Consider the following 18,982-nt stretch of genomic DNA (forward strand, 5'->3'; position numbering starts at 1 on the left):
TTTTGTATGTAATTATTTAAAAAACCTTAGTCTTTTTTAACGCTTAAAACCAATACAGGTACAGGGGCAAAAAACTCTGATTTAGAAATGGTATTCTTTTCCCATAACTTCTTAAAAAAGCCTCTTTTTCTTCTAAACACACACAACATATCTGGTTGTTTAGTTAAAAAATGCTCTAATACGCCGTGGTAAGTAGTTACATTTTCTGTAAGTGTCATTTTAGAACTAATATCTAATAATGCGGTATCTACTTTTAAATCATCATCTGTATAGCCAGGCGTTTTAACCAATAATAAGTTAACGGCACTATTAAACTGTTTTTTAATAGTAATTAATGGGTTAAGTATTCTTTTGCGCTTTAAAATACCAGATTTAAAAGCTGTAAGTATAGATGTTACAGGCTTAAAAACATAGCCTACAGGTACTATTAATGTAGGTATATCTGTTTTTTTAATAATTTTACCAGAAGTGTTGCCAAGGTAATTACCCTCGTTAACATCATTACTTCTAGGAGCCATAATTATTAAATCTATTCCTAAAAACTGCTTGTCAATTTTTTTAAGACCAGCAATAATATCCCCTTGGTAAGTTGCAATTTTAATTTCAGTTCCTTTTTTATCAACCTTATTAACAACATCTAACAATTGTTCTCTGTTGTTTTTTTCAATCTTATCTGTAGCATTGGCTAAACTACCAGCGCCAGCAGAAATAACATTAAAAACTTCCATTACATAAATGGTTGCATCAAAATTTTTAGCAAAATCTACGGCGTATTGTAATGTTTCATGACTTTCTGTAGATGTTCCTATAGGAACCAATATATTCTTCATTTTTTATTTTGAGTTTAATTAGGTTATTATATGTGCATTTAGTCTTGGTTAAAGACGTATTAAAAATACCAGCACATTTTATCAGTTGTATTTTATACTCTAAATTTACAATTTAATTTATACCTCCAATGATTCGTCTCGCAAAAAAATCAGAAATAGACAAAATTCTTACTGTTACAAAGGCTTGTGCTGCTTTTATGATTAAAAATGGCATTTACCAGTGGAACGAGCACTACCCAAGTAAACAAGCTTTTTTAAATGATATTGTCCAAGAAGAATTATATGTTTTAGAGGTTGATGAAAAAATTGCGGGAACCATTGTATTGTCTACCCATATGGATAGTGAATATGTTCCTATTAAGTGGCTCACTAAAAATGATGCTAATTTATACATACATAGGTTGTCTGTGCATCCAGAACTACAGGGTAAAGGGTATGCGCAAAAAATGATGAATTTTGCAGAGGAATATGCTAAAAATAATGACTTTGTATCTGTACGGTTAGATACTTTTAGTGTAAATAAACGCAATGTAAATTTTTACCAAACCAGAGGTTACAAACAATTAGGAGATATATTTTTTCCTAAACAAAGTGAACACCCTTTTCATTGTTTTGAACTTGTTTTATAAAGCTATTTTTTTTTTGAATAAAATTGTAAATCTTAAAAATATAAACAAACTAGCAATACCTGCTACAATTGCAGGTATATCTGAGCCATTGCTTTCTATTACAGACGCTGCTATAGTAGGTAATATTCCTAACTACGGACTAGAATCTCTTGCAGCAGCAGGTATTGTGGGGTCTTTTTTGTCTATGCTTATTTGGGTTTTAGGACAAACCAGAAGTGCTATATCTGCCATAATTTCTCAGTATTTAGGAGCTGGTAAATTGGCAGAGGTTAAAACATTACCAGTGCAGGCTATTTTTTTTAATATTTTATTAAGTGTTGTAATTCTACTTTCTACTGTTTTTGTAATAGAAGAAATATTTGTGTTTTTTAAGGCAAAGGGCAAAATTTTAGAGTTTTGCGTGTCTTACTACGGTATTAGGGTTTGGGGTTTTCCGTTAACACTATTTACGTTTGCTGTGATGGGTATTTTTAGAGGTTTGCAAAACACAAGCTGGCCAATGGTAATAGCTTTAATAGGTGCTTTTTTAAATATTTTTTTAGATTATATTTTTGTTTACGGTGTAGAAGGTATTTTAGACCCTATGTATTTAGATGGTGCGGCTTGGGCAAGTTTACTATCACAAGCAGTAATGGCAATAATAGCATTCTTTTTACTTATTTTAAAAACAGATATTAGTTTAAAGTTACGCTTTCCGTTGCACCCAGAATTAGGGCGTTTGGTGGTTATGAGTTTAAATTTATTTGTGCGTGCATTGTCTTTAAACATAGCGTTAATATTAGCCGTGCGCGAGGCCACAGATCTAGGAGATAGGTTTATTGGTGCCCACACAATAGCTATAAATGTATGGTTGTTTTCTGCTTTTTTTATAGACGGTTATGGCGCTGCAGGTAATATTTTAGGAGGTAAATTGTTAGGGGCGAAAGATTATAATAACCTTTGGCTGTTGGCTAAAAAAATTCTTCAGTACGGAGTAACAGTTAGTTTAGTTTTGGTGGTTTTGGGCTTTGTTTTTTATCACCCTATAGGACAAATTTTTTCTAATGAGCAAGTGGCTTTAGATACATTTTATTCAGTTTTTTATATCATAATACTAAGCTTACCTATTAATGCAATAGCTTTTGTTTTTGATGGACTTTTTAAAGGCTTAGGGGAAATGAAATACCTAAGAGATACGCTTTTAGATGCTACATTTTTAGGTTTTGTACCTATGTTATACCTAAGTAAAGAGCTAGGTTGGGGCTTTACGGGAATTTGGCTGTCTTTTGTGGTTTGGATGCTAATAAGAGGCGGAGCACTGGTGGTTAAATTTAACACAAAGTTTCGTCCACTCTTACAAAAAACGTAATTTTGAATTTTACACAACATAAAACACTTTTATGGGTACAACAAGAGCAAACGGTAGTTTATATACCAATATAGATAATAAAGTGGCAACAATAGAATTTGGTCATCCGGCTAGTAATTCTTTTGTAGCAGAATTGTTAGATAGATTAACAAAAGAGATTCAGAAATTATCTGATGATACGGCTGTATCTGTAATCATTTTAAAGTCTGAAGGTGAAAAAGCTTTTTGTGCAGGTGCTTCTTTTGACGAGTTAATGGAAGTAACTAATTTAGAAGAAGGACAACAATTTTTTAGTGGTTTTGCAAATGTTATTAATGCAATGCGCAAGTGTAAAAAACTAATTGTGGGTCGTATACAAGGCAAAACAGTTGGCGGAGGCGTTGGTTTGGCAGCTGCTTGTGACTATGCTTTTGCTACAGAAGCGGCATCTATAAAACTCTCTGAGTTATCTATAGGTATTGGTCCTTTTGTAATTGCACCAGCTGTAGAACGTAAAGTTGGTAAAAGCGGTTTAGCAGAACTTTCTTTGGCGGCTACAGATTGGCAAAGTGCTTATTGGGCAAAAGATAAAGGTTTGTTTGCTAAAGTTTTTGGATCTATTAAAGAGATGGATAAAGAGATTGAAATTTTTGCAGAAAAATTAGCATCATACAATCCAGAGGCTTTACAAGAAATGAAATCAATTTTATGGGAAGGAACAGAGAATTGGGATAGTTTGTTACAAGAACGTGCTACTGTTTCTGGTAAATTGGTTTTGTCTAATTTTACAAAAAATGCATTATCAAAATATAGAAAATAGTTTTTATGAATAAGTTTAAAACAGAGATAAAATGGGGTTTTATCTTTTCTGCTTGTGCGCTTTTGTGGGCTTATTTTGAAAAACAAATGGGGTGGCATACAGACCAAGTTAGTAAACATTTAATACTTACTAATTTATTTGGTGTAGTGGCTATTATACTATATGTTTTGGCGTTGCGAGACAAAAAGCAAACCGATTTTAACGGAGAAATTACGTGGAAAGAAGGTTTTATAAGCGGTATAGTTTTAAGTGCTGTAATAGCTATATTAAGTCCGGCTACGCAATACATTACTTACGTTTACATATCACCAGAGTATTTTGCTAACATAACAAAATACATTGTAAAAATGGGAACTATGACGCAAGATAAGGCTGTAGAATATTTTAATATAGATAATTATATACGACAAGGCATATTTACTGCGTTATCTATGGGAGTGGTAACGGCTGCAATAGTGTCTTTTATCATTAAAAATAAGAAGAATTAAAAAATAAGAAGAATTAAAAAATAAGAAGATTATGGGAGGAGATTTAGTATTTCCATTACTAGCATTATTTGTAGTAGCAGTTTATGTTTTTAATAGAGTTAAAAACAGTAAAAAATATAAAAGAAAATAAATTTATAACCAGTTTTTGCAATTATAAACTAATTAAATTATGAAAAGAGTTAACTATTTAAAAATGTTGTCATAAGCATTTTTTTTTAGGATTAGCTATTTTTATATTTTACGTTTTGGTCTATATTTGTAAACTTCTGACTTAAAAAAAGAATGTATAAAAAAATAATATCTATATTTTTTACTGTATTATTCTTGGCGTTTTTATCTGCGCCAACTATAATTACTATGGTAAATGATTCTGTAGATATTTCTGCTTTTTATTCGATGTCAGAAGAAGAAGAAGGTCACAATGCTAAAAAGTTTTTAAACTCTGATAACTTTTCAGAAATAGATATTTCTTACGTTGAAGAAAAAAGCAAACAAGCATATACTTCTAAAAAGTATCCAAGGCCTTTAATAAACCTTGTCTCTCCACCTCCCGATTTTTACATATTATAATTAGACTTTTTAGACTGCACATTTTGGCGTGTGGTCACATTAATTTATTTAATTCCTCTTGAAAAAATAAAATCAAGAGGCAAAATATTCTATTTAATATGTTTAAAAATTTAAAAAGCGATTTACCAGCTAGTGTAGTTGTGTTTTTCGTAGCGTTACCTTTATGTTTAGGTATTGCATTAGCAAGTGGTGCGCCTCTTTTCTCTGGTTTAATTGCAGGTATAATTGGTGGTGTAGTAGTAGGAGCTTTAAGTGGCTCTAAAATAGGTGTTAGTGGACCTGCTGCAGGTTTAGCAGCTATAGTTTTTACTGCAATACAAGATTTAGGTTATGAAAGTTTTTTAGTTGCCGTTGTTTTAGGTGGTGTTATTCAATTAATTTTTGGAGCCTTAAAGGCAGGAGTTATTGGTTATTACTTTCCATCTTCAGTAATTAAAGGAATGCTTACAGGTATAGGTATTATTATTATTTTAAAACAAATTCCGCACTTTTTTGGAATGGATAAAGATCCACAGGGAGATTTTGCTTTTTTACAAATTGATGGAGAAAATACATTTACAGAACTTTTAAAAGCTATAAATGCATTAATTAGTGGTAACGTAAGTGTAGGTGCAACAGTAGTAGCATTAATTTCAATGTTTATATTATTATTGTGGTCTAATGTTCTGTCTAAAAAAGGAAAGATTTTTCAAATTGTTCAAGGTCCACTAGTGGCTGTTGCAGTTGGAATTGTTTTTTATATTTTAACAAAAGGTTCAAGCTTAAATATTTCTGTAGATCATCTTGTTGCTGTTCCTGTACCAGATGGCTTTGACAGTTTTATAGGTCAGTTTAATTTTCCTGATTTTTCAGCTATAACAAATCCAGAGGTATGGATTATAGCATTTACTATTGCTTTAGTAGCTAGTTTAGAGACTTTGTTATGTGTAGAAGCAACAGATAAGTTAGATCCAGACAAAAATGTAACTCCAACAAACAGAGAGTTATTTGCGCAAGGAACAGGTAATATTGTTTCTGGTTTAATTGGTGGTTTGCCTATTACGCAAGTAATTGTGAGGAGTTCAGCAAACATTCAATCTGGAGGGAAAACAAAATTATCGGCAATTATTCACGGTTTTTTATTGTTAATTTCTGTTATTTTAATTCCTACACTTTTAAATAAAATACCTTTATCTGTCTTGGCAGCTATATTATTTATTGTAGGTTATAAATTAGCCAAACCAGCATTGTTTAAAAAAATGTATAAACTAGGCTGGAAACAGTTTATCCCTTTTACAGTTACTGTTTTAGGAATTGTATTTATAAACTTATTGTACGGAATTGGTTTAGGTTTGTTAGTAGGTATTATTGTTATTTTATTAAAAAGCTACCAAAACTCTCACTTTTTACACATTGAGGACAATAGCAATGGTAAGCACAAAATTAAAATGGAACTTGCAGAAGAAGTTACTTTCTTTAACAAAGGAGCTATTTTAAAAGAGTTAGACAGTTTACCTAAAGACACCTATTTAGAGTTTGATGTTACTAAAACTAGATATTTAGATTATGACATCATTGAAATTTTAGAAGACTTTGCTTTTAAAGCAAAAGAACGTAATATAGATATTAAGTTAATATCAGAAAGAGGTGTAGTAGAGAATCCAGATAGTTTTATAGAATTTTTTAAGTTGAGACCAAAATCTAACGTTAGTTTAAATTAGAGGTCGTATGCTAAAAAAGAAATATAAAATTTTAGTTTTATCAGATTTAAAAGAGACTACAGTTGCTACATTGCAGAGTACTGTAAACTTGGCTAAAACGATAAATGGAGATGTGTCTTTCTTTTATGCAAAAAAGGCATCAGATGTAGTTGTTAGAGACAACCAACTGTCTGCTATGCGTTCTATTAATGAACAATACAATAGCACAGACCATATTATAAGTAATATTATTAAGCCAATTTCTAAGGCATCCAATACAAAAATTAAACATAGTTTTTCTTTTGGCAATGTAAAGAATGAAATAGCAAAACAAATTGAAGAACAACAACCAGATGTGATTGTTTTAGGAAAAAGAAAATCTAAAATGATTAATATTATTGGTGATCATATTACAGATTTTGTTTTGAAAAATTACAAAGGCTTAGTTTTAATAACTACTAAAAATGGAGAGGTTACACCTGTTAATAGCTTAACTTTAGGTGTTTTAAATGAAAAAAAAGAGTTTTTTAATTTAAAGTTTATTGAAGATTTAATAAAAAATAGTCAAAAAACAATAACACCTTTAACAGTTGCAGAAAAAGGAAATAAAGAGCAAGCAATTTTAGATTCTAAAGAAGCTATAGACTTTGTTCCTGAGCAAGGAGGTAATGAAATAAGTTACATATCTAAGTACCTATTAAAAAGTAATATTAATTTACTTTGTGTAAACAGAGCAACAAAAGGTGTACGCAATGTAATAAACAAAGCAGATGTATCATTACTATTATACACCAATAAGTAGTTGGTAAGTACATTAAAATTATAATAATTTAAAAAATAAAAATATATGAAAGCACATACTAAAGAGACTCAGTCTACAATGACTCCAGAAAAATCTTTACAGTTTTTAAAAGAAGGAAACCAAAGGTTTCAAAGTAACTTAAAAGCGAACAGAAACTTATTAGAACAAGTTAATGATACTAGTGAAGGTCAGTTTCCTTTTGCAACTATTTTAAGCTGTATAGACTCTAGAGTATCTGCCGAGTTGGTTTTTGACCAAGGTTTAGGAGATATTTTTAGCGTACGTATTGCCGGTAACTTTGTAAACGAAGATATTTTAGGTAGTATGGAGTTTGGTTGCAAATTAGCAGGTACTAAACTAATTGTAGTTTTAGGACACACTAGTTGTGGTGCAATTAAAGGAGCTTGTGACAATGCAGAATTAGGAAACTTAACAGCAATGTTGGCTAAAATTAAGCCTGCTGTAAATGCTGTTGCAGAGCCAAAAGATGATAGTTTGCGTAACTCTAAAAACTTAGAGTTTGTAGATAACGTATCTGCTAAAAACGTACAACTTACTATAGATAAAATTTTAGAAGAGAGTAGTGTTCTTGCAGAAATGCAAAAGAATGGCGAAATTAAAATTGTTGGTGCTATGTATGATATTAACTCTGGTGCAGTTAATTTTTACGAATAAATTATAGCGCAATAGTTACTAAATTTTACTGGTGTAAACTGGTAAAAAGTAAAGTCATAAATCTCTATCATCAGGTAAAAGACCATAGTTTTAGTCTTATTAGCTGTTTGGTAGAGATTTTATTTGTTAATAGATAAAAACATCTGCCTTAAAATAATACCTTTGCAGCGCAAAATATGTAAGTATGAGTAATATTAGAATAACCAAGCAGTTTAGTTTTGAAACCGGTCACGCATTATATGGCTATGATGGTAAATGTAGAAATGTACATGGACATAGTTATAAATTATCTGTTACCGTAATTGGTTCTCCTATTACAGATACTAACAATGTTAAATGGGGTATGGTTATAGACTTTGGTGATCTTAAAAAAATAGTCAAAGAAGAAATTGTAGATGTGTATGACCACGCTACGGTATTTAATAAAAACACACCACATATAGAGTTGGCAGAGGAGTTAACAAAAAGAGGGCACAGTGTAATATTAGCAGACTACCAACCAACTAGTGAAAATATGGTAATAGATTTTGCTGAAAAAATTAAAGCAAGACTACCACAAAATATTAGCTTACACTCTTTAAAACTACAAGAAACAGACTCTTCTTTTGCAGAGTGGTACGCATCAGACAACTAATTAAAAATTTCTGTTTACGTATCTTTACTAGCAAATGAAAAAAATTACAGTTCCAAAAGGTAAAAAAGTATACTTTGCAAGCGATAATCACTTGGGTGCGCCAACTATGGCAGAGAGTAAACCAAGAGAAAAAAAGTTTGTTGCTTGGTTAGACGAAATTAAAGAAGATGCTGCTGCAATTTTTTTGTTAGGAGATTTATTCGATTTTTGGTTTGAGTATAAAACTGTAGTTCCTAAAGGTTTTACAAGAACCTTAGGTAAGCTAGCAGAACTAACAGATGCGGGTATACCTGTGTATTATTTTGTAGGCAATCATGATCTTTGGATGGATGGTTATTTTGAAGAAGAATTAAACATACCAGTGTACCACACACCACAACAATTTTTATTTAACAATACTTCATTTTTTATAGGTCACGGGGACGGTTTAGGACCACACGATAAAGGTTATAAAAGAATGAAAAAGGTGTTTACAAACCCTGTTTCTAAATGGTTTTACAGATGGTTACACCCAGACATAGGTGTATCTTTAGCTCAATACTTTTCAGTAAAAAACAAAGCAATTTCAGGTGATGATGATGTTAAGTTTTTAGGCGAAGACAAAGAGTGGTTGGTACAATATGCAAAACGTAAATTAGAAACCAAGCATTATGATTATTTTGTTTTTGGACACCGTCATTTACCAATGACAATAGACCTAAACGGAAAATCTACCTACATTAACCTTGGCGACTGGATTGGTTACTATACTTACGCAGTTTTTAATGATGAAAAATTAAGTTTAGAAAAACTAGAAAATTAATTTTCTAACATTTTAAACTCTACCCTTCTGTTTTGTGTACGCCCCTCTTCTGTAGTGTTATCTGCTATAGGTTTGCTACTGCCGTATCCTATCCATTTTACACGGTTTTCATCAATTCCGCTATCAATTAAATAGCTAGCCACAGCTTTAGCACGTTGGTTACTAAGTTCTAAGTTTCGTTCTTTAGAGCCAACGGCATCAGTATGCCCATAAATTTCTATAGTAAGCTTGTTGTTGTTGCGTAAAATTGTAGCTAATACATTTATTTCTTCTTCAGAAACAGTTAGTAAATCGGCTTTGTTAAATTCAAATAAAACGTTTTTAAATGTATATACTTTATTGCGTTCTATTTTTGGTGTGGCATCTGCTTTTTGTGGTACAGTTTCAGCATACAAAGGAGGCAATTCTCGGTCTTTTGCTTCAACACTAACATCATCTATGTAGTAGTATGAAAAATCTTTCTCATTTACCTCAGAGACTTTCATTTTTTGGGTTCTACTATTACTAGCAAAATTTCCAATTGTAAAATTTGTTTCATATCCTTTTGCAGTAAAAGGAATATAAACCTGCATCCAAATTTGTTTGCTTTTATAAAAAATAGGATCTAGCTGCATATAATGGTCGTACACTAAACCATTAATTTTAGATAGTGTTTTATGTGTAACTAAGGTTTTTTTACTGTTTGTTATTGTAGAACCAGCAATAGGTTTGTTGGTAAATAAAATACTAAAATCTTCAATAGCTAGAGTAGCATAATCTGCTAAACTCACATAAAATGTAACAATATACTTTTTGTCTTTTTCTAGCTTTTCACTTAAAGTACCTTGTACATATTCTCTATAATCTTTGTTAGAGTATGTAAAAATGCCAGCGTAAGCAAAACCGCTGCGGGCTATTTGTTTTCCGTTATGATTTAAAAAACCTACGGTTCTGCTGCAAGAGTTTAAATAATCTGTAGTGCCTTGTAAAATAGACCAGTCATTAACATTGTTTGTAAATTTACCTATGTCACTTGGGCAATTTTTATAATCTTCAAAGCTAGAGTTTTTAACCAAATTTTGTGTAGAGCCAATTGCACTAACAAGTACTACAAAACATACCGTAAATAATATTCTCATTTTTTATATAGGTTGATAACTGCCTCTTTATGAGCTGTAGTGCAAATTTAGCCAGTTTTTTATCCTGTATTAAACGTAAAAATATAGGGATTTATTTTGTTTAAAGGCTAGAATATTTAAAGTTGATTACTCTTCTTTTTCGTGCTCTTGTACATCTTTACTTAGGTCTAATTTTCTAAAGCTAGGAGAAAAAATAGCAGTGGCACCAACTGTAATAAGCGTCATTGTGCCACCAAAAACTACAGCTGTTACAGCTCCCATTAGTTTGGCTGTAAGTCCGCTTTCAAAAGCACCAAGCTCATTAGAAGAACCTACAAACATAGAATTTACAGAGGCTACTCTACCACGCATATGGTCTGGTGTTTTTAATTGTAAAATAGTTTGTCTTATAATCATAGACACACCATCTACGGCTCCACTAAAAAATAAGGCACCAACAGACACCCAGAAATAGGTAGACAGCCCAAAAACAATAATACAAATACCAAAGGCAAATACAGCAAGCAATAGTTTTTTACCTGCAAATTTATGTAACGGAAAACGAGTAGAGGTTAACATCATTAAGGCAGCACCAACAGCAGGCGCAGCTCTTAAAATGCCAAAGCCTTGTGAGCCTACTTGTAAAATATCTTGCGCAAAAATGGGTAGTAAAGCAACGGCACCACCAAATAGTACAGCAATCATATCTAAAGTTAATGCACCTAATACTGCCTTGGTTTTAAATACAAAATTTAAACCTTCTTTTAAGCTTTTAAAAACAGGCTCGCCAATTTTAGGATTAAGAATTGGTTTTTTAGGAATTTGTAATAACGTAATTAAGGCAAATAATGAAAACCCAAAAATTACACACATAGACCAGTGAACACCAATCCAGCTTATAAAAAAGCCAGCTAAAGCAGGTCCTAAAACAGATGCCATTTGCCAAGTAGTACTACTCCAAGTAGCAGCATTTGGGTATATTTTTTTAGGAACAATTAAGGCAATTAAGGAAAAAATAGTAGGACCCAAAAACGCACGTACCAAGCCGCCTAAGAAAACTAAAAAATAGGTAATGTATAAAATAGTCTTAGTTGTAGTTTGCGCTATAACACTTGGCATACTAATAACAAACAAGCCAAAGCTAATTACAGAAAACCCTAAAATACATTTAATTAAAAGATTTCTTTTTTCTTTTTGGTCTACAATATGCCCTGCAAATAGTGCCATAGACACGGCAGGAATAACCTCCATAAGTCCAATTATACCTAAAGAAAGTGGATCTTTAGTTAAGGAGTACACTTGCCATTCTATAACAATAAACTGCATAGACCAAGCAAATACCATAGCAAACCTAACCAGTAAAAAAACATTAAATTCTTTGTAACGTAGTGCTGCGTACGGATCCATTTGAGAACAGTTTAGTTAGTGTAAATGTATTACAATTAGTAAAGAGTTACTAAACTTAATTGTTACAGATATCACTTAAAAAATCATCTATATTTAACTGAAAAATAGTGCCCTCTATTAAGTCGTTTATCGCTGTTAACTCATTAACGCTAACAGCCAAACTAACTTGTGGTACAGGTGTCTCTAACAGTAATGCTCTGCAAGACTTTTTTTTAGAGCAACAATTACATACAGCATTAGAATTCATAGTGCTTTGTATATGCTCTGCAAAACGTAGTAATTCTTTTTGTGTAAGTAAAAAACCAGTGTCTCTAAATACTACTTGTATTTTACTACGGTAATTTTTAGGTTCTTTTTTCCAATGAAAGGCAATTCCAAAATCATTATAATAAATAGCGTCTATGTCTCTCATAATTGTATAGGTTAAAGAAGTTTTTTATTGTTTAATTTCTGTATAGTTTTAAGTACATTTTTAACTGCAATTGTCATACTTTTTGCAGAAATAGTTGCACCAGAAATAGCATCTACATTTTCACCATACACAGGTTTTTTATTTATAGATAAACCAATAAATTGTTTTAACCAACGCTGTGCACCTATTTGCCTGCCGTGATCTTCTCTGTAAATTAAAACCTTTGTTTTTTTAATACTAAGGTCTTTGTTTATAAACACTACATAGTCAAATACGTTTTTCATACTATTTGCTTGCCCAACATAAGCATAGCCAGTTACTGTGTCATCAGTTTTAATTTTAAAAACATAATCTTTAGGCGGAATCACATCACTTGTGATTCCGCTTAATTTAAAAGATTCTGTACCATAAGCATAGCTTATTGCTGCGTTTACTTTTTTTTGTAATTTTTCTGGCAATTGGGGGGAATTAAAAGCCAGTAACAAAAATGTAAATGCTGTTATAAATAGTAGGGTTCTTTTATTTTTCAGGTGCATTTTCTGTTATTCTAGTTGATGCAAATTTTTGTATTAAAGCAAGTATTTCTTTTTCATTAGCATTTTTACTTTCTAACTCATAAAAATGCATAAATAATGGCTTTTTGTTTACAGCTTTAGCAAGCTCTATTTCACTGTTTTTAGAGTAAACTTTATTCCAGGCAGACCTAACTTTTGCCCAAAATTTCTTATTGTTTTTCCACCAGTCTTCGGCAGCTTTACATTGCTCATCTGGTACTCTTACGTAGGTGTTATACCCTTTTTCTTGAGCTAAAAGCACATCTTCCTTACCAGTTTCTCTAATAATTTTGTCGTTATCTTGCTCATGTAGCCAACCATAACTAGTTATTTCTTGTCGGTTGCCTCTTGCCATAACATTGTAATCACTTCTTTTAGAGTATTCTCTTCTTGGTAATGGAGAATCAGATTTGTTTTCCCAGTAATTTTTACCATCAGCATGTATCCAAGTTGCAGACCCGGAGTATCTAGGGCTGTCATCTACTTGGTAAACTAACTGTGTCCATTGTCCTTTTACTTCATCTTTAGGTAATTCTGTAAATACCCATTTGTTGTCTTTGTTGTAATGAAAAACACGATTGTTCTCATATAACCAATCTTGTCTCCAATGCTTAATTACCATAGTATCTTTTATAACCAATAGGTGCTGTATAGACAGTTTGTTGTTTTCATCTTCAATTAACTCTGCCCATTCTAAAGCTCCAGAGGTATAATCTAAATGCTTTTCATAATCAATTTCTGGTGCAAAAGTTTCTGTGTACTTAAAATTCACTTTAAAACAACCACACATATCTTTAATAGATTCCTTGTCTAATTGTTTTTTGTCTTGTGCAACTCCTTGCAAACTAAAGCCAACTATTGCTATGACTAAAAAAAGTACTTTTTTCATAATTGTGTATTTGTATGTAATGTCTGTTTTTGTTCTGACAAAAATATTAAATTTATTTAGATTGAATAAAAATAACATATATATTTGTTGAAAAATTATTAGGAATGATTCTAAATAGAAAATATTTATCTATTTATTTTATGCTTATTTTCTCTGTTTTAGTGTCCTCACAAGAGTTAAAAAAGGACTCAATAAACTTAAATAAGTTAGAGGAGGTAGTTGTTACGGGGCAGTATAATCCACAATCAATAAAAAAATCGGTTCATAATGTTATTGTTATAAACAGAGAGCAAATAGAAAACCAGGCAGCCAATAATTTGGCAGATATACTAAACTTTAATTTAAACCTAACACTAAAGCAAACTCACAAGTATATATAATAGATACAGAAGTTGAAACCGATTTAAATTATGACAACTTTACGTTAGCAAATGTTGATGCTTCTAAATTTACTGATGACCAAAGAGGCGTAGGAAGTAGTTGGAGAAATGGTGGTGGACCAGGTGCTCTACCTTCTTTAAAAGATAATGTTTTTTATGTGATGTCTGATACCGCCGGAAACCTATACAAAATTAAGTTTTTAGCACTTACAAATGCAGACGGTGAACGTGGTTATCCAGAGTTTGTGTATTCATTATTAAAATAAAAATCTAATAATTATTTACCTCTGTAGAGGTGATACTAAAGTTAAGTTTTGAGTTAGTTTTTTTTCTAAAAAGTCCAGGCATCTAATTGGTGTTTGGGCTTTTTTATCTAATATCTCTAAGTTTTAATTGCAAGCTAACAACCCCTTGCCACTCATTTTCATCTAAAGAAAAAACAGCGCTAAAAGGCTTTTTGTTTTGTACTAAAGACAATTTATCACCTAAATTAAAACCAATAGCTCCAATTTGGTTAGAACCATTTTGTACAGCAGCTAATTTTAAATGCGCTTCTTCTTGCCCTACGCCTTTTGCATAACCTGTGTCTTGTAGGTTATCTGCCATAAATATGGGCGACATATTACCAGGGCCAAAAGGTTCCATTTGTTTAATAATTCGCATTAATTTTGGACTTATCTCGTTAAAGTTAAGTTCTGCATCTATAGTAATTTCTGGAGTTAAAAGATTAGGGTCTATAGTTTCTGCAACTACTTTTTCAAACGCTGTTTTAAAACCATCATACTGTGCTTCAGATAAGGTTAAACCAGCAGCATATTTATGGCCTCCAAACTGTTCTATATGATCTGCGCAAGCTTCAAGGGCGTTGTAGACATCAAACCCTTTTACAGAGCGTGCAGATGCAGCTAATTTTTCTCCACTTTTAGTAAAAACCAAAGTAGGTCTGTAATAGGTTTCAGTAAGTCTAGATGCTACAATCCCAATAACACCTTTGTGCCACGTTTCTCTATACACAACAGATGTAAAGCGTTTTTCCTCTTTGTTATCTGTAATTTGTACTAAAGCTTCTTTGGTAATTTCTTGGTCTAGTTCTCGCCTATCTGCATTGTATTGTTCTATGGCAGCAGCAAATTCTTCTGCCTGTTCCAAATTTGTTTCGGTAAGTAAATTAACAGCGTGCAAGCCGTGTACCATACGCCCTGCAGCATTTATACGAGGTGCAATTACAAAAACAACATCTGTAATGGTAAGTACATCTTTTTTAATCTGATTAATTATAGCTTTAAAACCGGCTCTAGGAGTACTATTAATAACCTGTAACCCAAAATAGGCAAGTACCCTATTTTCACCAGTAATAGGTACAATGTCTGCTCCAATTGCAGTAGCAACCAAGTCTAAATAAGGCACTAAGTCCTCTATGGTTTGTCCTCTTTTACTACCCAAAGCTTGTATCAATTTAAAACCAACGCCACAACCACAAAGCTCGTCATACGGATAATTGCAATCTGCCCTTTTAGCATCTAAAACAGCAACAGCATTTGGTAGTGTAGCACCAGGTCTGTGATGGTCACAAATAATAAAATCTACACCTTTTTCTTTTGCATATGCTACTTTATCTACAGCTTTTACGCCACAATCTAATGCAATAATTAAGCTAATACCATTATCATCTGCATAGTCAATACCGGCATAAGAAACCCCGTAACCTTCTTTATATCTATCTGGAATATAAGTGGTAACATTTGGGTAGTAACTTTGTAAATAAGACGATACCAACGCAACAGAAGTTGTACCATCTACATCATAATCGCCAAAAACCATTATGTTTTCTTCATTAGCAATAGCTTGCTCTATACGAGCAATAGCCAAGTCCATATCTTTTAATAAATATGGGTCGTGTAAATCTGATAGTTGTGGTCTAAAGTATTTTTTAGCCTCTTCAAAAGTTGTTATACCGCGCTGTAATAAAAGTTTAGCCACAATTTCATCAACCTGTAATGCATTTTGTAGTTCGGCTACTTTAGCAGCATCAGGTTTAGGTTTTATGGTCCAGCGCATGTGGTGTTTTTTTATATTTAGGAATCAAGAAAAGTTCAAGCTCAAAGAATCAAGATAAAAAAATTAAGCAAGAACTTATTTCTAGAACCTTTAGTTCTCAACAGTTAATTTAAGCGTGATGAAAAATAGTTTTAATGTCTAATGTTGAAAAACGTCTAAACATTTCCATAACACCACAATATTTTTCAACTGATAAATCTACCGCACGTTGCAATTTTTTTTCATCTAAATTACTACCGTGAAAATGGTATTCAATAGTAACAGCATCATAATACTTAGGGTGCTCATCTGTTAAGTTTGCAATAGTTTCAATTGTAAATTCATCTACATCTAACTTCATTTTTTTCATTAAAGATGCAACATCTAAACCAGAACAACCTGCTAAGCCAGCAAGCATAAGCGCTTTAGGTCTGTATCCTTGTCCGTCACCACCATCTTCTTTGGCAATATCTATAGTTAGGTTGTTCCCAGATGGGTTGTTACTTTCAAAAGCCATGTTGCCCAACCATTTGGTTGTAATATGATTTGTTGTACTCATAATTTTTTTTCGTTTCTTGTAGATTCAAAAATACAACTAAATATAAAAATAACTATGGCTTTAGTAAAACCGTTAGACCCTAATCACGATTCTGAAACAAAAGAATTGGCAGAATTTTTTAATGAGACCTTAGGCTTTTGTCCTAATTCTGTTTTAACAATGCAGCACAGACCAGCAATATCCAAAGCTTTTATAAACTTAAATAAAGCTGTTATGGCTAATGAGGGTAATGTAACATCTGCATTAAAACGTATGATTGCTTGGGTTAGTAGTAACGCTACTGGTTGTAGATATTGCCAGGCACATGCTATTAGAGCAGCAGAACGTTACGGAGCAGAGCAAGAGCAGTTAGATAATATTTGGGAGTATAGAACGCACGCAGCTTTTTCTGATGCAGAGCGTGCAGCCCTAGATTTTTCTTTAGCAGCATCTCAAGTGCCAAATGCTGTAAATGCAGAAATTAAAGAGAATTTATACAAGTATTGGAACGAAGGTGAAATTGTAGAAATGTTAGGTGTTATTTCTTTATTTGGATATTTAAATAGATGGAATGACTCTATGGGAACTTCTATTGAAGAAGGCGCTGTAGAAAGTGGAAATCAATATTTAGGTAAACACGGTTGGGAAGAAGGTAAACATAACGGAAGTGCTTACTAAAAAGCAACCCGCATACAATTTATAAGCCCTGCCATTTTGGTGGGGTTTTATTGTTTTAGATTGATGTATTATTAGTCTGCAATAGTAAGTTCACCATCATTAGGAATGGCATATTCTTCACAAGAATTTTTAATTTCGTTGTAGCGTTTAGGGGTAACATCTAACCAGAAATCATCACCAAAAAGATTAAAAAAGTACCTGTTATCAACGTGTTTTTGATACATACTTTCCATCTTATAATTATTTTCTGTAGTAGAAGTATTTGTAACAGAATCTGTGACAGTTATAGGGTAGTTGTTTTTATTTACGTAGTGTATGTAAGTAGTGTCTTTACAAAACAAAAAGTTTTTAGGTTCTCCGCTGCCCAAACTCCAGTTAACATCTGGTTCATGTAGTAAAACATTGTATTTGTAGGTGTGCGTAGTACCGTAATTTGTGCCTGTTAATATACCTATAGATGTTTTGTCTTTATTGGTTTTAAAAACAGTTAATCTCATACCATTTGGTAAAACCGAGCTTTTTTCGGTAGTACTTTCTTCTGTATTGCTTTTACAACTCAATATAGTTATACTAAATGCAAGTAAGACAGTATAGGTTATTGTTTTAAAATTGATTTTCATCTTTATTTTTTTATTAAAGCTTCAGTATCAAAAGCTAAGCCGCTAAAACCAGTTTTTATAAAATTTCTAATGTTTAAGTGTCCGTTTCCGTCCGGGTCTTGTAGCACATCTTTTCTATAATAATCTCCAAAACAAGCAAGAGTTTCATCTTTAGATAAACTTTGTTTTGTAGCAAAAGCAAACAATTTACAAGAGCCAGAGTTTTCACCCTCTTTATTCTCTAAGTTGCCATTTTTAAAAGCAGTAGGTGTAAAGGTATAATTATCTTCAATAACCTGCATTGTATCTGTAAAAGCAATAGCAGCTGGGTTGTTTTTTAGTTTTTCTTTAAATTGATCTAAAGTCATTTGGTAAAAGTATAGTAGTTGTTCTTGTGGTGCATCCCTGTATTTAGGGAAATTAGTAATTGATAAGTAAAGTTAGAGGTTAAGATGAGGTGTTTTATTTTTTACCACCAACAATAATCACAATTTCTCCTTTTGGAGGTTTTGCTGTGTAGTGTTCTAAAACTTCTTGTGCAGTACCACGTATGGTTTCTTCAAACATTTTGGTAAGCTCCCTAGAAACAGAAACAGGTCTTTCTGCACCAAAATATTCCACAAAGTGTCCTAATGTTTTAATTAGTTTGTGTGGCGACTCATAAAAAATAATAGTTCTGGTTTCTTCAGCCAATAACTTTAACCGTGTTTGTCTTCCTTTTTTAACAGGTAAAAAACCCTCAAAAACAAACTTGTCATTTGGTAATCCGCTATTTACTAAAGCAGGTACAAAAGCTGTAGCACCTGGTAGGCAGTCTACCTCCAAATTGTTTTCTACACAAGCGCGAGTTAATAAAAAACCAGGATCTGATATGGCAGGAGTTCCTGCATCAGAAATTAAAGCAATATTTTCACCAGCTTGTATGCGTTTTACAATGCTATCTACCGTTTTATGCTCGTTGTGCATATGGTGACTGTGCATTTGTGTTTCTATCTCAAAATGATTTAATAATTTTCCGCTGGTACGTGTGTCTTCAGCTAAAATTAAATCTACCTCTTTTAAAACTCTTATTGCTCTAAAAGTAATGTCTTCTAAGTTTCCTATTGGTGTTGGTACCAAATATAGTTTTCCCATT

At 32.2% G+C, this 18,982-nt stretch carries 24 protein-coding genes; 13 read left to right on the forward strand and 11 right to left on the reverse strand.

The features are described from left to right. Positions 1 to 26: 26 nt before the first annotated feature. A complete protein-coding gene (locus AX016_RS04720) occupies positions 27 to 830 on the reverse strand; it encodes a universal stress protein (protein ID WP_100894517.1) in 804 nt (267 codons plus the stop codon). A 128-nt stretch (positions 831 to 958) separates the two neighbouring features. Here AX016_RS04720 and AX016_RS04725 point away from each other — a divergent pair, with 128 nt between their 5' ends. From AX016_RS04725 to AX016_RS04770, 10 genes are all read left to right on the forward strand, one after another. Beyond that, positions 959 to 1,459: a GNAT family N-acetyltransferase gene (locus AX016_RS04725; protein WP_100894518.1), complete on the forward strand. Its 501-nt coding sequence runs from the start codon at positions 959 to 961 to the stop codon at positions 1,457 to 1,459. A 13-nt stretch (positions 1,460 to 1,472) separates the two neighbouring features. Continuing rightward, positions 1,473 to 2,807, forward strand: a complete 1,335-nt coding sequence (locus tag AX016_RS04730; RefSeq protein WP_100896803.1) for an MATE family efflux transporter — start codon at positions 1,473 to 1,475, stop codon at positions 2,805 to 2,807. A 31-nt stretch (positions 2,808 to 2,838) separates the two neighbouring features. Further along, complete coding sequence (locus AX016_RS04735) at positions 2,839 to 3,606, forward strand: enoyl-CoA hydratase/isomerase family protein (protein WP_100894519.1); 768 nt, start codon at positions 2,839 to 2,841, stop codon at positions 3,604 to 3,606. A 5-nt stretch (positions 3,607 to 3,611) separates the two neighbouring features. Then, positions 3,612 to 4,094, forward strand: coding sequence for a DUF4199 domain-containing protein (locus tag AX016_RS04740; RefSeq protein WP_100894520.1), 483 nt, complete (start codon positions 3,612 to 3,614; stop codon positions 4,092 to 4,094). 282 nt (positions 4,095 to 4,376) lie between these two features. Next, complete coding sequence (locus AX016_RS04745) at positions 4,377 to 4,664, forward strand: hypothetical protein (RefSeq protein WP_100894521.1); 288 nt, start codon at positions 4,377 to 4,379, stop codon at positions 4,662 to 4,664. Between the two features lie 98 nt (positions 4,665 to 4,762). Next, positions 4,763 to 6,364, forward strand: a complete 1,602-nt coding sequence (locus tag AX016_RS04750; protein WP_100894522.1) for a SulP family inorganic anion transporter — start codon at positions 4,763 to 4,765, stop codon at positions 6,362 to 6,364. Between the two features lie 7 nt (positions 6,365 to 6,371). After that, positions 6,372 to 7,145, forward strand: coding sequence for a universal stress protein (locus tag AX016_RS04755; RefSeq protein WP_100894523.1), 774 nt, complete (start codon positions 6,372 to 6,374; stop codon positions 7,143 to 7,145). A gap of 45 nt (positions 7,146 to 7,190) precedes the next feature. After that, entirely contained in the window at positions 7,191 to 7,820 is a 630-nt protein-coding gene (locus tag AX016_RS04760; protein WP_100894524.1) for a carbonic anhydrase family protein, read from the forward strand. A gap of 184 nt (positions 7,821 to 8,004) precedes the next feature. Beyond that, the gene (locus AX016_RS04765; protein WP_100894525.1) at positions 8,005 to 8,454 is read left to right on the forward strand and encodes a 6-pyruvoyl trahydropterin synthase family protein; all 450 of its coding nucleotides are present in this window, start codon (positions 8,005 to 8,007) and stop codon (positions 8,452 to 8,454) included. A gap of 34 nt (positions 8,455 to 8,488) precedes the next feature. Continuing rightward, positions 8,489 to 9,256: a UDP-2,3-diacylglucosamine diphosphatase gene (locus AX016_RS04770; protein ID WP_100894526.1), complete on the forward strand. Its 768-nt coding sequence runs from the start codon at positions 8,489 to 8,491 to the stop codon at positions 9,254 to 9,256. On the opposite strand, the gene AX016_RS04775 is transcribed toward AX016_RS04770, so the two are convergent. The 5 genes from AX016_RS04775 to AX016_RS04795 all read right to left on the reverse strand — a co-directional run bounded on the left by AX016_RS04775 (position 9,253) and on the right by AX016_RS04795 (position 13,615). Beyond that, positions 9,253 to 10,374, reverse strand: a complete 1,122-nt coding sequence (locus tag AX016_RS04775) for an OmpA family protein (RefSeq protein ID WP_100894527.1) — start codon at positions 10,372 to 10,374, stop codon at positions 9,253 to 9,255. The two genes, AX016_RS04770 and AX016_RS04775, sit on opposite strands and share 4 nt — an antisense overlap. 126 nt (positions 10,375 to 10,500) lie before the next feature. After that, positions 10,501 to 11,760: an MFS transporter gene (locus AX016_RS04780; protein ID WP_100894528.1), complete on the reverse strand. Its 1,260-nt coding sequence runs from the start codon at positions 11,758 to 11,760 to the stop codon at positions 10,501 to 10,503. A gap of 55 nt (positions 11,761 to 11,815) precedes the next feature. Next, positions 11,816 to 12,172, reverse strand: a complete 357-nt coding sequence (locus tag AX016_RS04785; protein WP_100894529.1) for a hypothetical protein — start codon at positions 12,170 to 12,172, stop codon at positions 11,816 to 11,818. 11 nt (positions 12,173 to 12,183) lie between these two features. Next, positions 12,184 to 12,708, reverse strand: a complete 525-nt coding sequence (locus AX016_RS04790) for an FMN-binding protein (protein WP_100894530.1) — start codon at positions 12,706 to 12,708, stop codon at positions 12,184 to 12,186. Then, positions 12,692 to 13,615: a DUF6607 family protein gene (locus AX016_RS04795; RefSeq protein WP_100896804.1), complete on the reverse strand. Its 924-nt coding sequence runs from the start codon at positions 13,613 to 13,615 to the stop codon at positions 12,692 to 12,694. The genes AX016_RS04790 and AX016_RS04795 overlap by 17 nt, the downstream gene beginning before the upstream one ends. Positions 13,616 to 13,719: 104 nt before the next feature. Between AX016_RS04795 and AX016_RS04800 the strand changes: the two genes are divergently transcribed. Both AX016_RS04800 and AX016_RS04805 read left to right on the forward strand, forming a co-directional pair. Further along, complete coding sequence (locus AX016_RS04800) at positions 13,720 to 13,995, forward strand: hypothetical protein (protein ID WP_198519406.1); 276 nt, start codon at positions 13,720 to 13,722, stop codon at positions 13,993 to 13,995. Continuing rightward, positions 13,995 to 14,261, forward strand: a complete 267-nt coding sequence (locus AX016_RS04805) for an HmuY family protein (RefSeq protein ID WP_232732655.1) — start codon at positions 13,995 to 13,997, stop codon at positions 14,259 to 14,261. The genes AX016_RS04800 and AX016_RS04805 overlap by 1 nt, the downstream gene beginning before the upstream one ends. A gap of 103 nt (positions 14,262 to 14,364) precedes the next feature. On the opposite strand, the gene recJ is transcribed toward AX016_RS04805, so the two are convergent. Further along, complete coding sequence (recJ, locus tag AX016_RS04810) at positions 14,365 to 16,053, reverse strand: single-stranded-DNA-specific exonuclease RecJ (RefSeq protein ID WP_100894532.1); 1,689 nt, start codon at positions 16,051 to 16,053, stop codon at positions 14,365 to 14,367. Between the two features lie 109 nt (positions 16,054 to 16,162). Further along, positions 16,163 to 16,591, reverse strand: a complete 429-nt coding sequence (locus AX016_RS04815; RefSeq protein ID WP_100894533.1) for an OsmC family protein — start codon at positions 16,589 to 16,591, stop codon at positions 16,163 to 16,165. A 54-nt stretch (positions 16,592 to 16,645) separates the two neighbouring features. Between AX016_RS04815 and AX016_RS04820 the strand changes: the two genes are divergently transcribed. Beyond that, entirely contained in the window at positions 16,646 to 17,248 is a 603-nt protein-coding gene (locus tag AX016_RS04820; protein WP_100896805.1) for a carboxymuconolactone decarboxylase family protein, read from the forward strand. Positions 17,249 to 17,319: 71 nt separating this feature from the next. On the opposite strand, the gene AX016_RS04825 is transcribed toward AX016_RS04820, so the two are convergent. From AX016_RS04825 to rsmI, 3 genes are all read right to left on the reverse strand, one after another. Then, positions 17,320 to 17,868 (reverse strand): hypothetical protein, encoded by a 549-nt coding sequence (locus AX016_RS04825; protein WP_100894534.1) that lies wholly within the window; start codon positions 17,866 to 17,868, stop codon positions 17,320 to 17,322. Between the two features lie 2 nt (positions 17,869 to 17,870). Further along, a complete protein-coding gene (locus AX016_RS04830) occupies positions 17,871 to 18,215 on the reverse strand; it encodes a HopJ type III effector protein (protein WP_100894535.1) in 345 nt (114 codons plus the stop codon). Positions 18,216 to 18,309: 94 nt separating this feature from the next. Beyond that, positions 18,310 to 18,981, reverse strand: coding sequence for a 16S rRNA (cytidine(1402)-2'-O)-methyltransferase (gene rsmI, locus AX016_RS04835; RefSeq protein ID WP_100894536.1), 672 nt, complete (start codon positions 18,979 to 18,981; stop codon positions 18,310 to 18,312). Position 18,982: the final 1 nt, after the last annotated feature.

This window comes from Cellulophaga sp. RHA19 (genome assembly GCF_002813425.1).
Taxonomy (GTDB): domain Bacteria; phylum Bacteroidota; class Bacteroidia; order Flavobacteriales; family Flavobacteriaceae; genus Cellulophaga.

Excerpts from the sequence above, each read along its gene's own strand:
- AX016_RS04740 (WP_100894520.1), top strand. The coding sequence starts at position 3,612 with ATGAATAAGTTTAAAACAGAGATAAAATGGGGTTTTATCTTTTCTGCT.
- AX016_RS04765 (WP_100894525.1), top strand. The coding sequence starts at position 8,005 with ATGAGTAATATTAGAATAACCAAGCAGTTTAGTTTTGAAACCGGTCAC.
- AX016_RS04795 (WP_100896804.1), bottom strand. The coding sequence starts at position 13,615 with ATGAAAAAAGTACTTTTTTTAGTCATAGCAATAGTTGGCTTTAGTTTG.
- AX016_RS04825 (WP_100894534.1), bottom strand. The coding sequence starts at position 17,868 with ATGAAAATCAATTTTAAAACAATAACCTATACTGTCTTACTTGCATTT.
- AX016_RS04800 (WP_198519406.1), top strand. The coding sequence starts at position 13,720 with ATGATTCTAAATAGAAAATATTTATCTATTTATTTTATGCTTATTTTC.
- rsmI (WP_100894536.1), bottom strand. The coding sequence starts at position 18,981 with ATGGGAAAACTATATTTGGTACCAACACCAATAGGAAACTTAGAAGAC.
- AX016_RS04780 (WP_100894528.1), bottom strand. The coding sequence starts at position 11,760 with ATGGATCCGTACGCAGCACTACGTTACAAAGAATTTAATGTTTTTTTA.
- AX016_RS04770 (WP_100894526.1), top strand. The coding sequence starts at position 8,489 with ATGAAAAAAATTACAGTTCCAAAAGGTAAAAAAGTATACTTTGCAAGC.
- AX016_RS04775 (WP_100894527.1), bottom strand. The coding sequence starts at position 10,374 with ATGAGAATATTATTTACGGTATGTTTTGTAGTACTTGTTAGTGCAATT.
- AX016_RS04815 (WP_100894533.1), bottom strand. The coding sequence starts at position 16,591 with ATGAGTACAACAAATCATATTACAACCAAATGGTTGGGCAACATGGCT.
- AX016_RS04735 (WP_100894519.1), top strand. The coding sequence starts at position 2,839 with ATGGGTACAACAAGAGCAAACGGTAGTTTATATACCAATATAGATAAT.
- AX016_RS04820 (WP_100896805.1), top strand. The coding sequence starts at position 16,646 with ATGGCTTTAGTAAAACCGTTAGACCCTAATCACGATTCTGAAACAAAA.
- recJ (WP_100894532.1), bottom strand. The coding sequence starts at position 16,053 with ATGCGCTGGACCATAAAACCTAAACCTGATGCTGCTAAAGTAGCCGAA.
- AX016_RS04745 (WP_100894521.1), top strand. The coding sequence starts at position 4,377 with ATGTATAAAAAAATAATATCTATATTTTTTACTGTATTATTCTTGGCG.
- AX016_RS04755 (WP_100894523.1), top strand. The coding sequence starts at position 6,372 with ATGCTAAAAAAGAAATATAAAATTTTAGTTTTATCAGATTTAAAAGAG.
- AX016_RS04760 (WP_100894524.1), top strand. The coding sequence starts at position 7,191 with ATGAAAGCACATACTAAAGAGACTCAGTCTACAATGACTCCAGAAAAA.
- AX016_RS04830 (WP_100894535.1), bottom strand. The coding sequence starts at position 18,215 with ATGACTTTAGATCAATTTAAAGAAAAACTAAAAAACAACCCAGCTGCT.
- AX016_RS04785 (WP_100894529.1), bottom strand. The coding sequence starts at position 12,172 with ATGAGAGACATAGACGCTATTTATTATAATGATTTTGGAATTGCCTTT.
- AX016_RS04750 (WP_100894522.1), top strand. The coding sequence starts at position 4,763 with ATGTTTAAAAATTTAAAAAGCGATTTACCAGCTAGTGTAGTTGTGTTT.
- AX016_RS04720 (WP_100894517.1), bottom strand. The coding sequence starts at position 830 with ATGAAGAATATATTGGTTCCTATAGGAACATCTACAGAAAGTCATGAA.
- AX016_RS04725 (WP_100894518.1), top strand. The coding sequence starts at position 959 with ATGATTCGTCTCGCAAAAAAATCAGAAATAGACAAAATTCTTACTGTT.
- AX016_RS04790 (WP_100894530.1), bottom strand. The coding sequence starts at position 12,708 with ATGCACCTGAAAAATAAAAGAACCCTACTATTTATAACAGCATTTACA.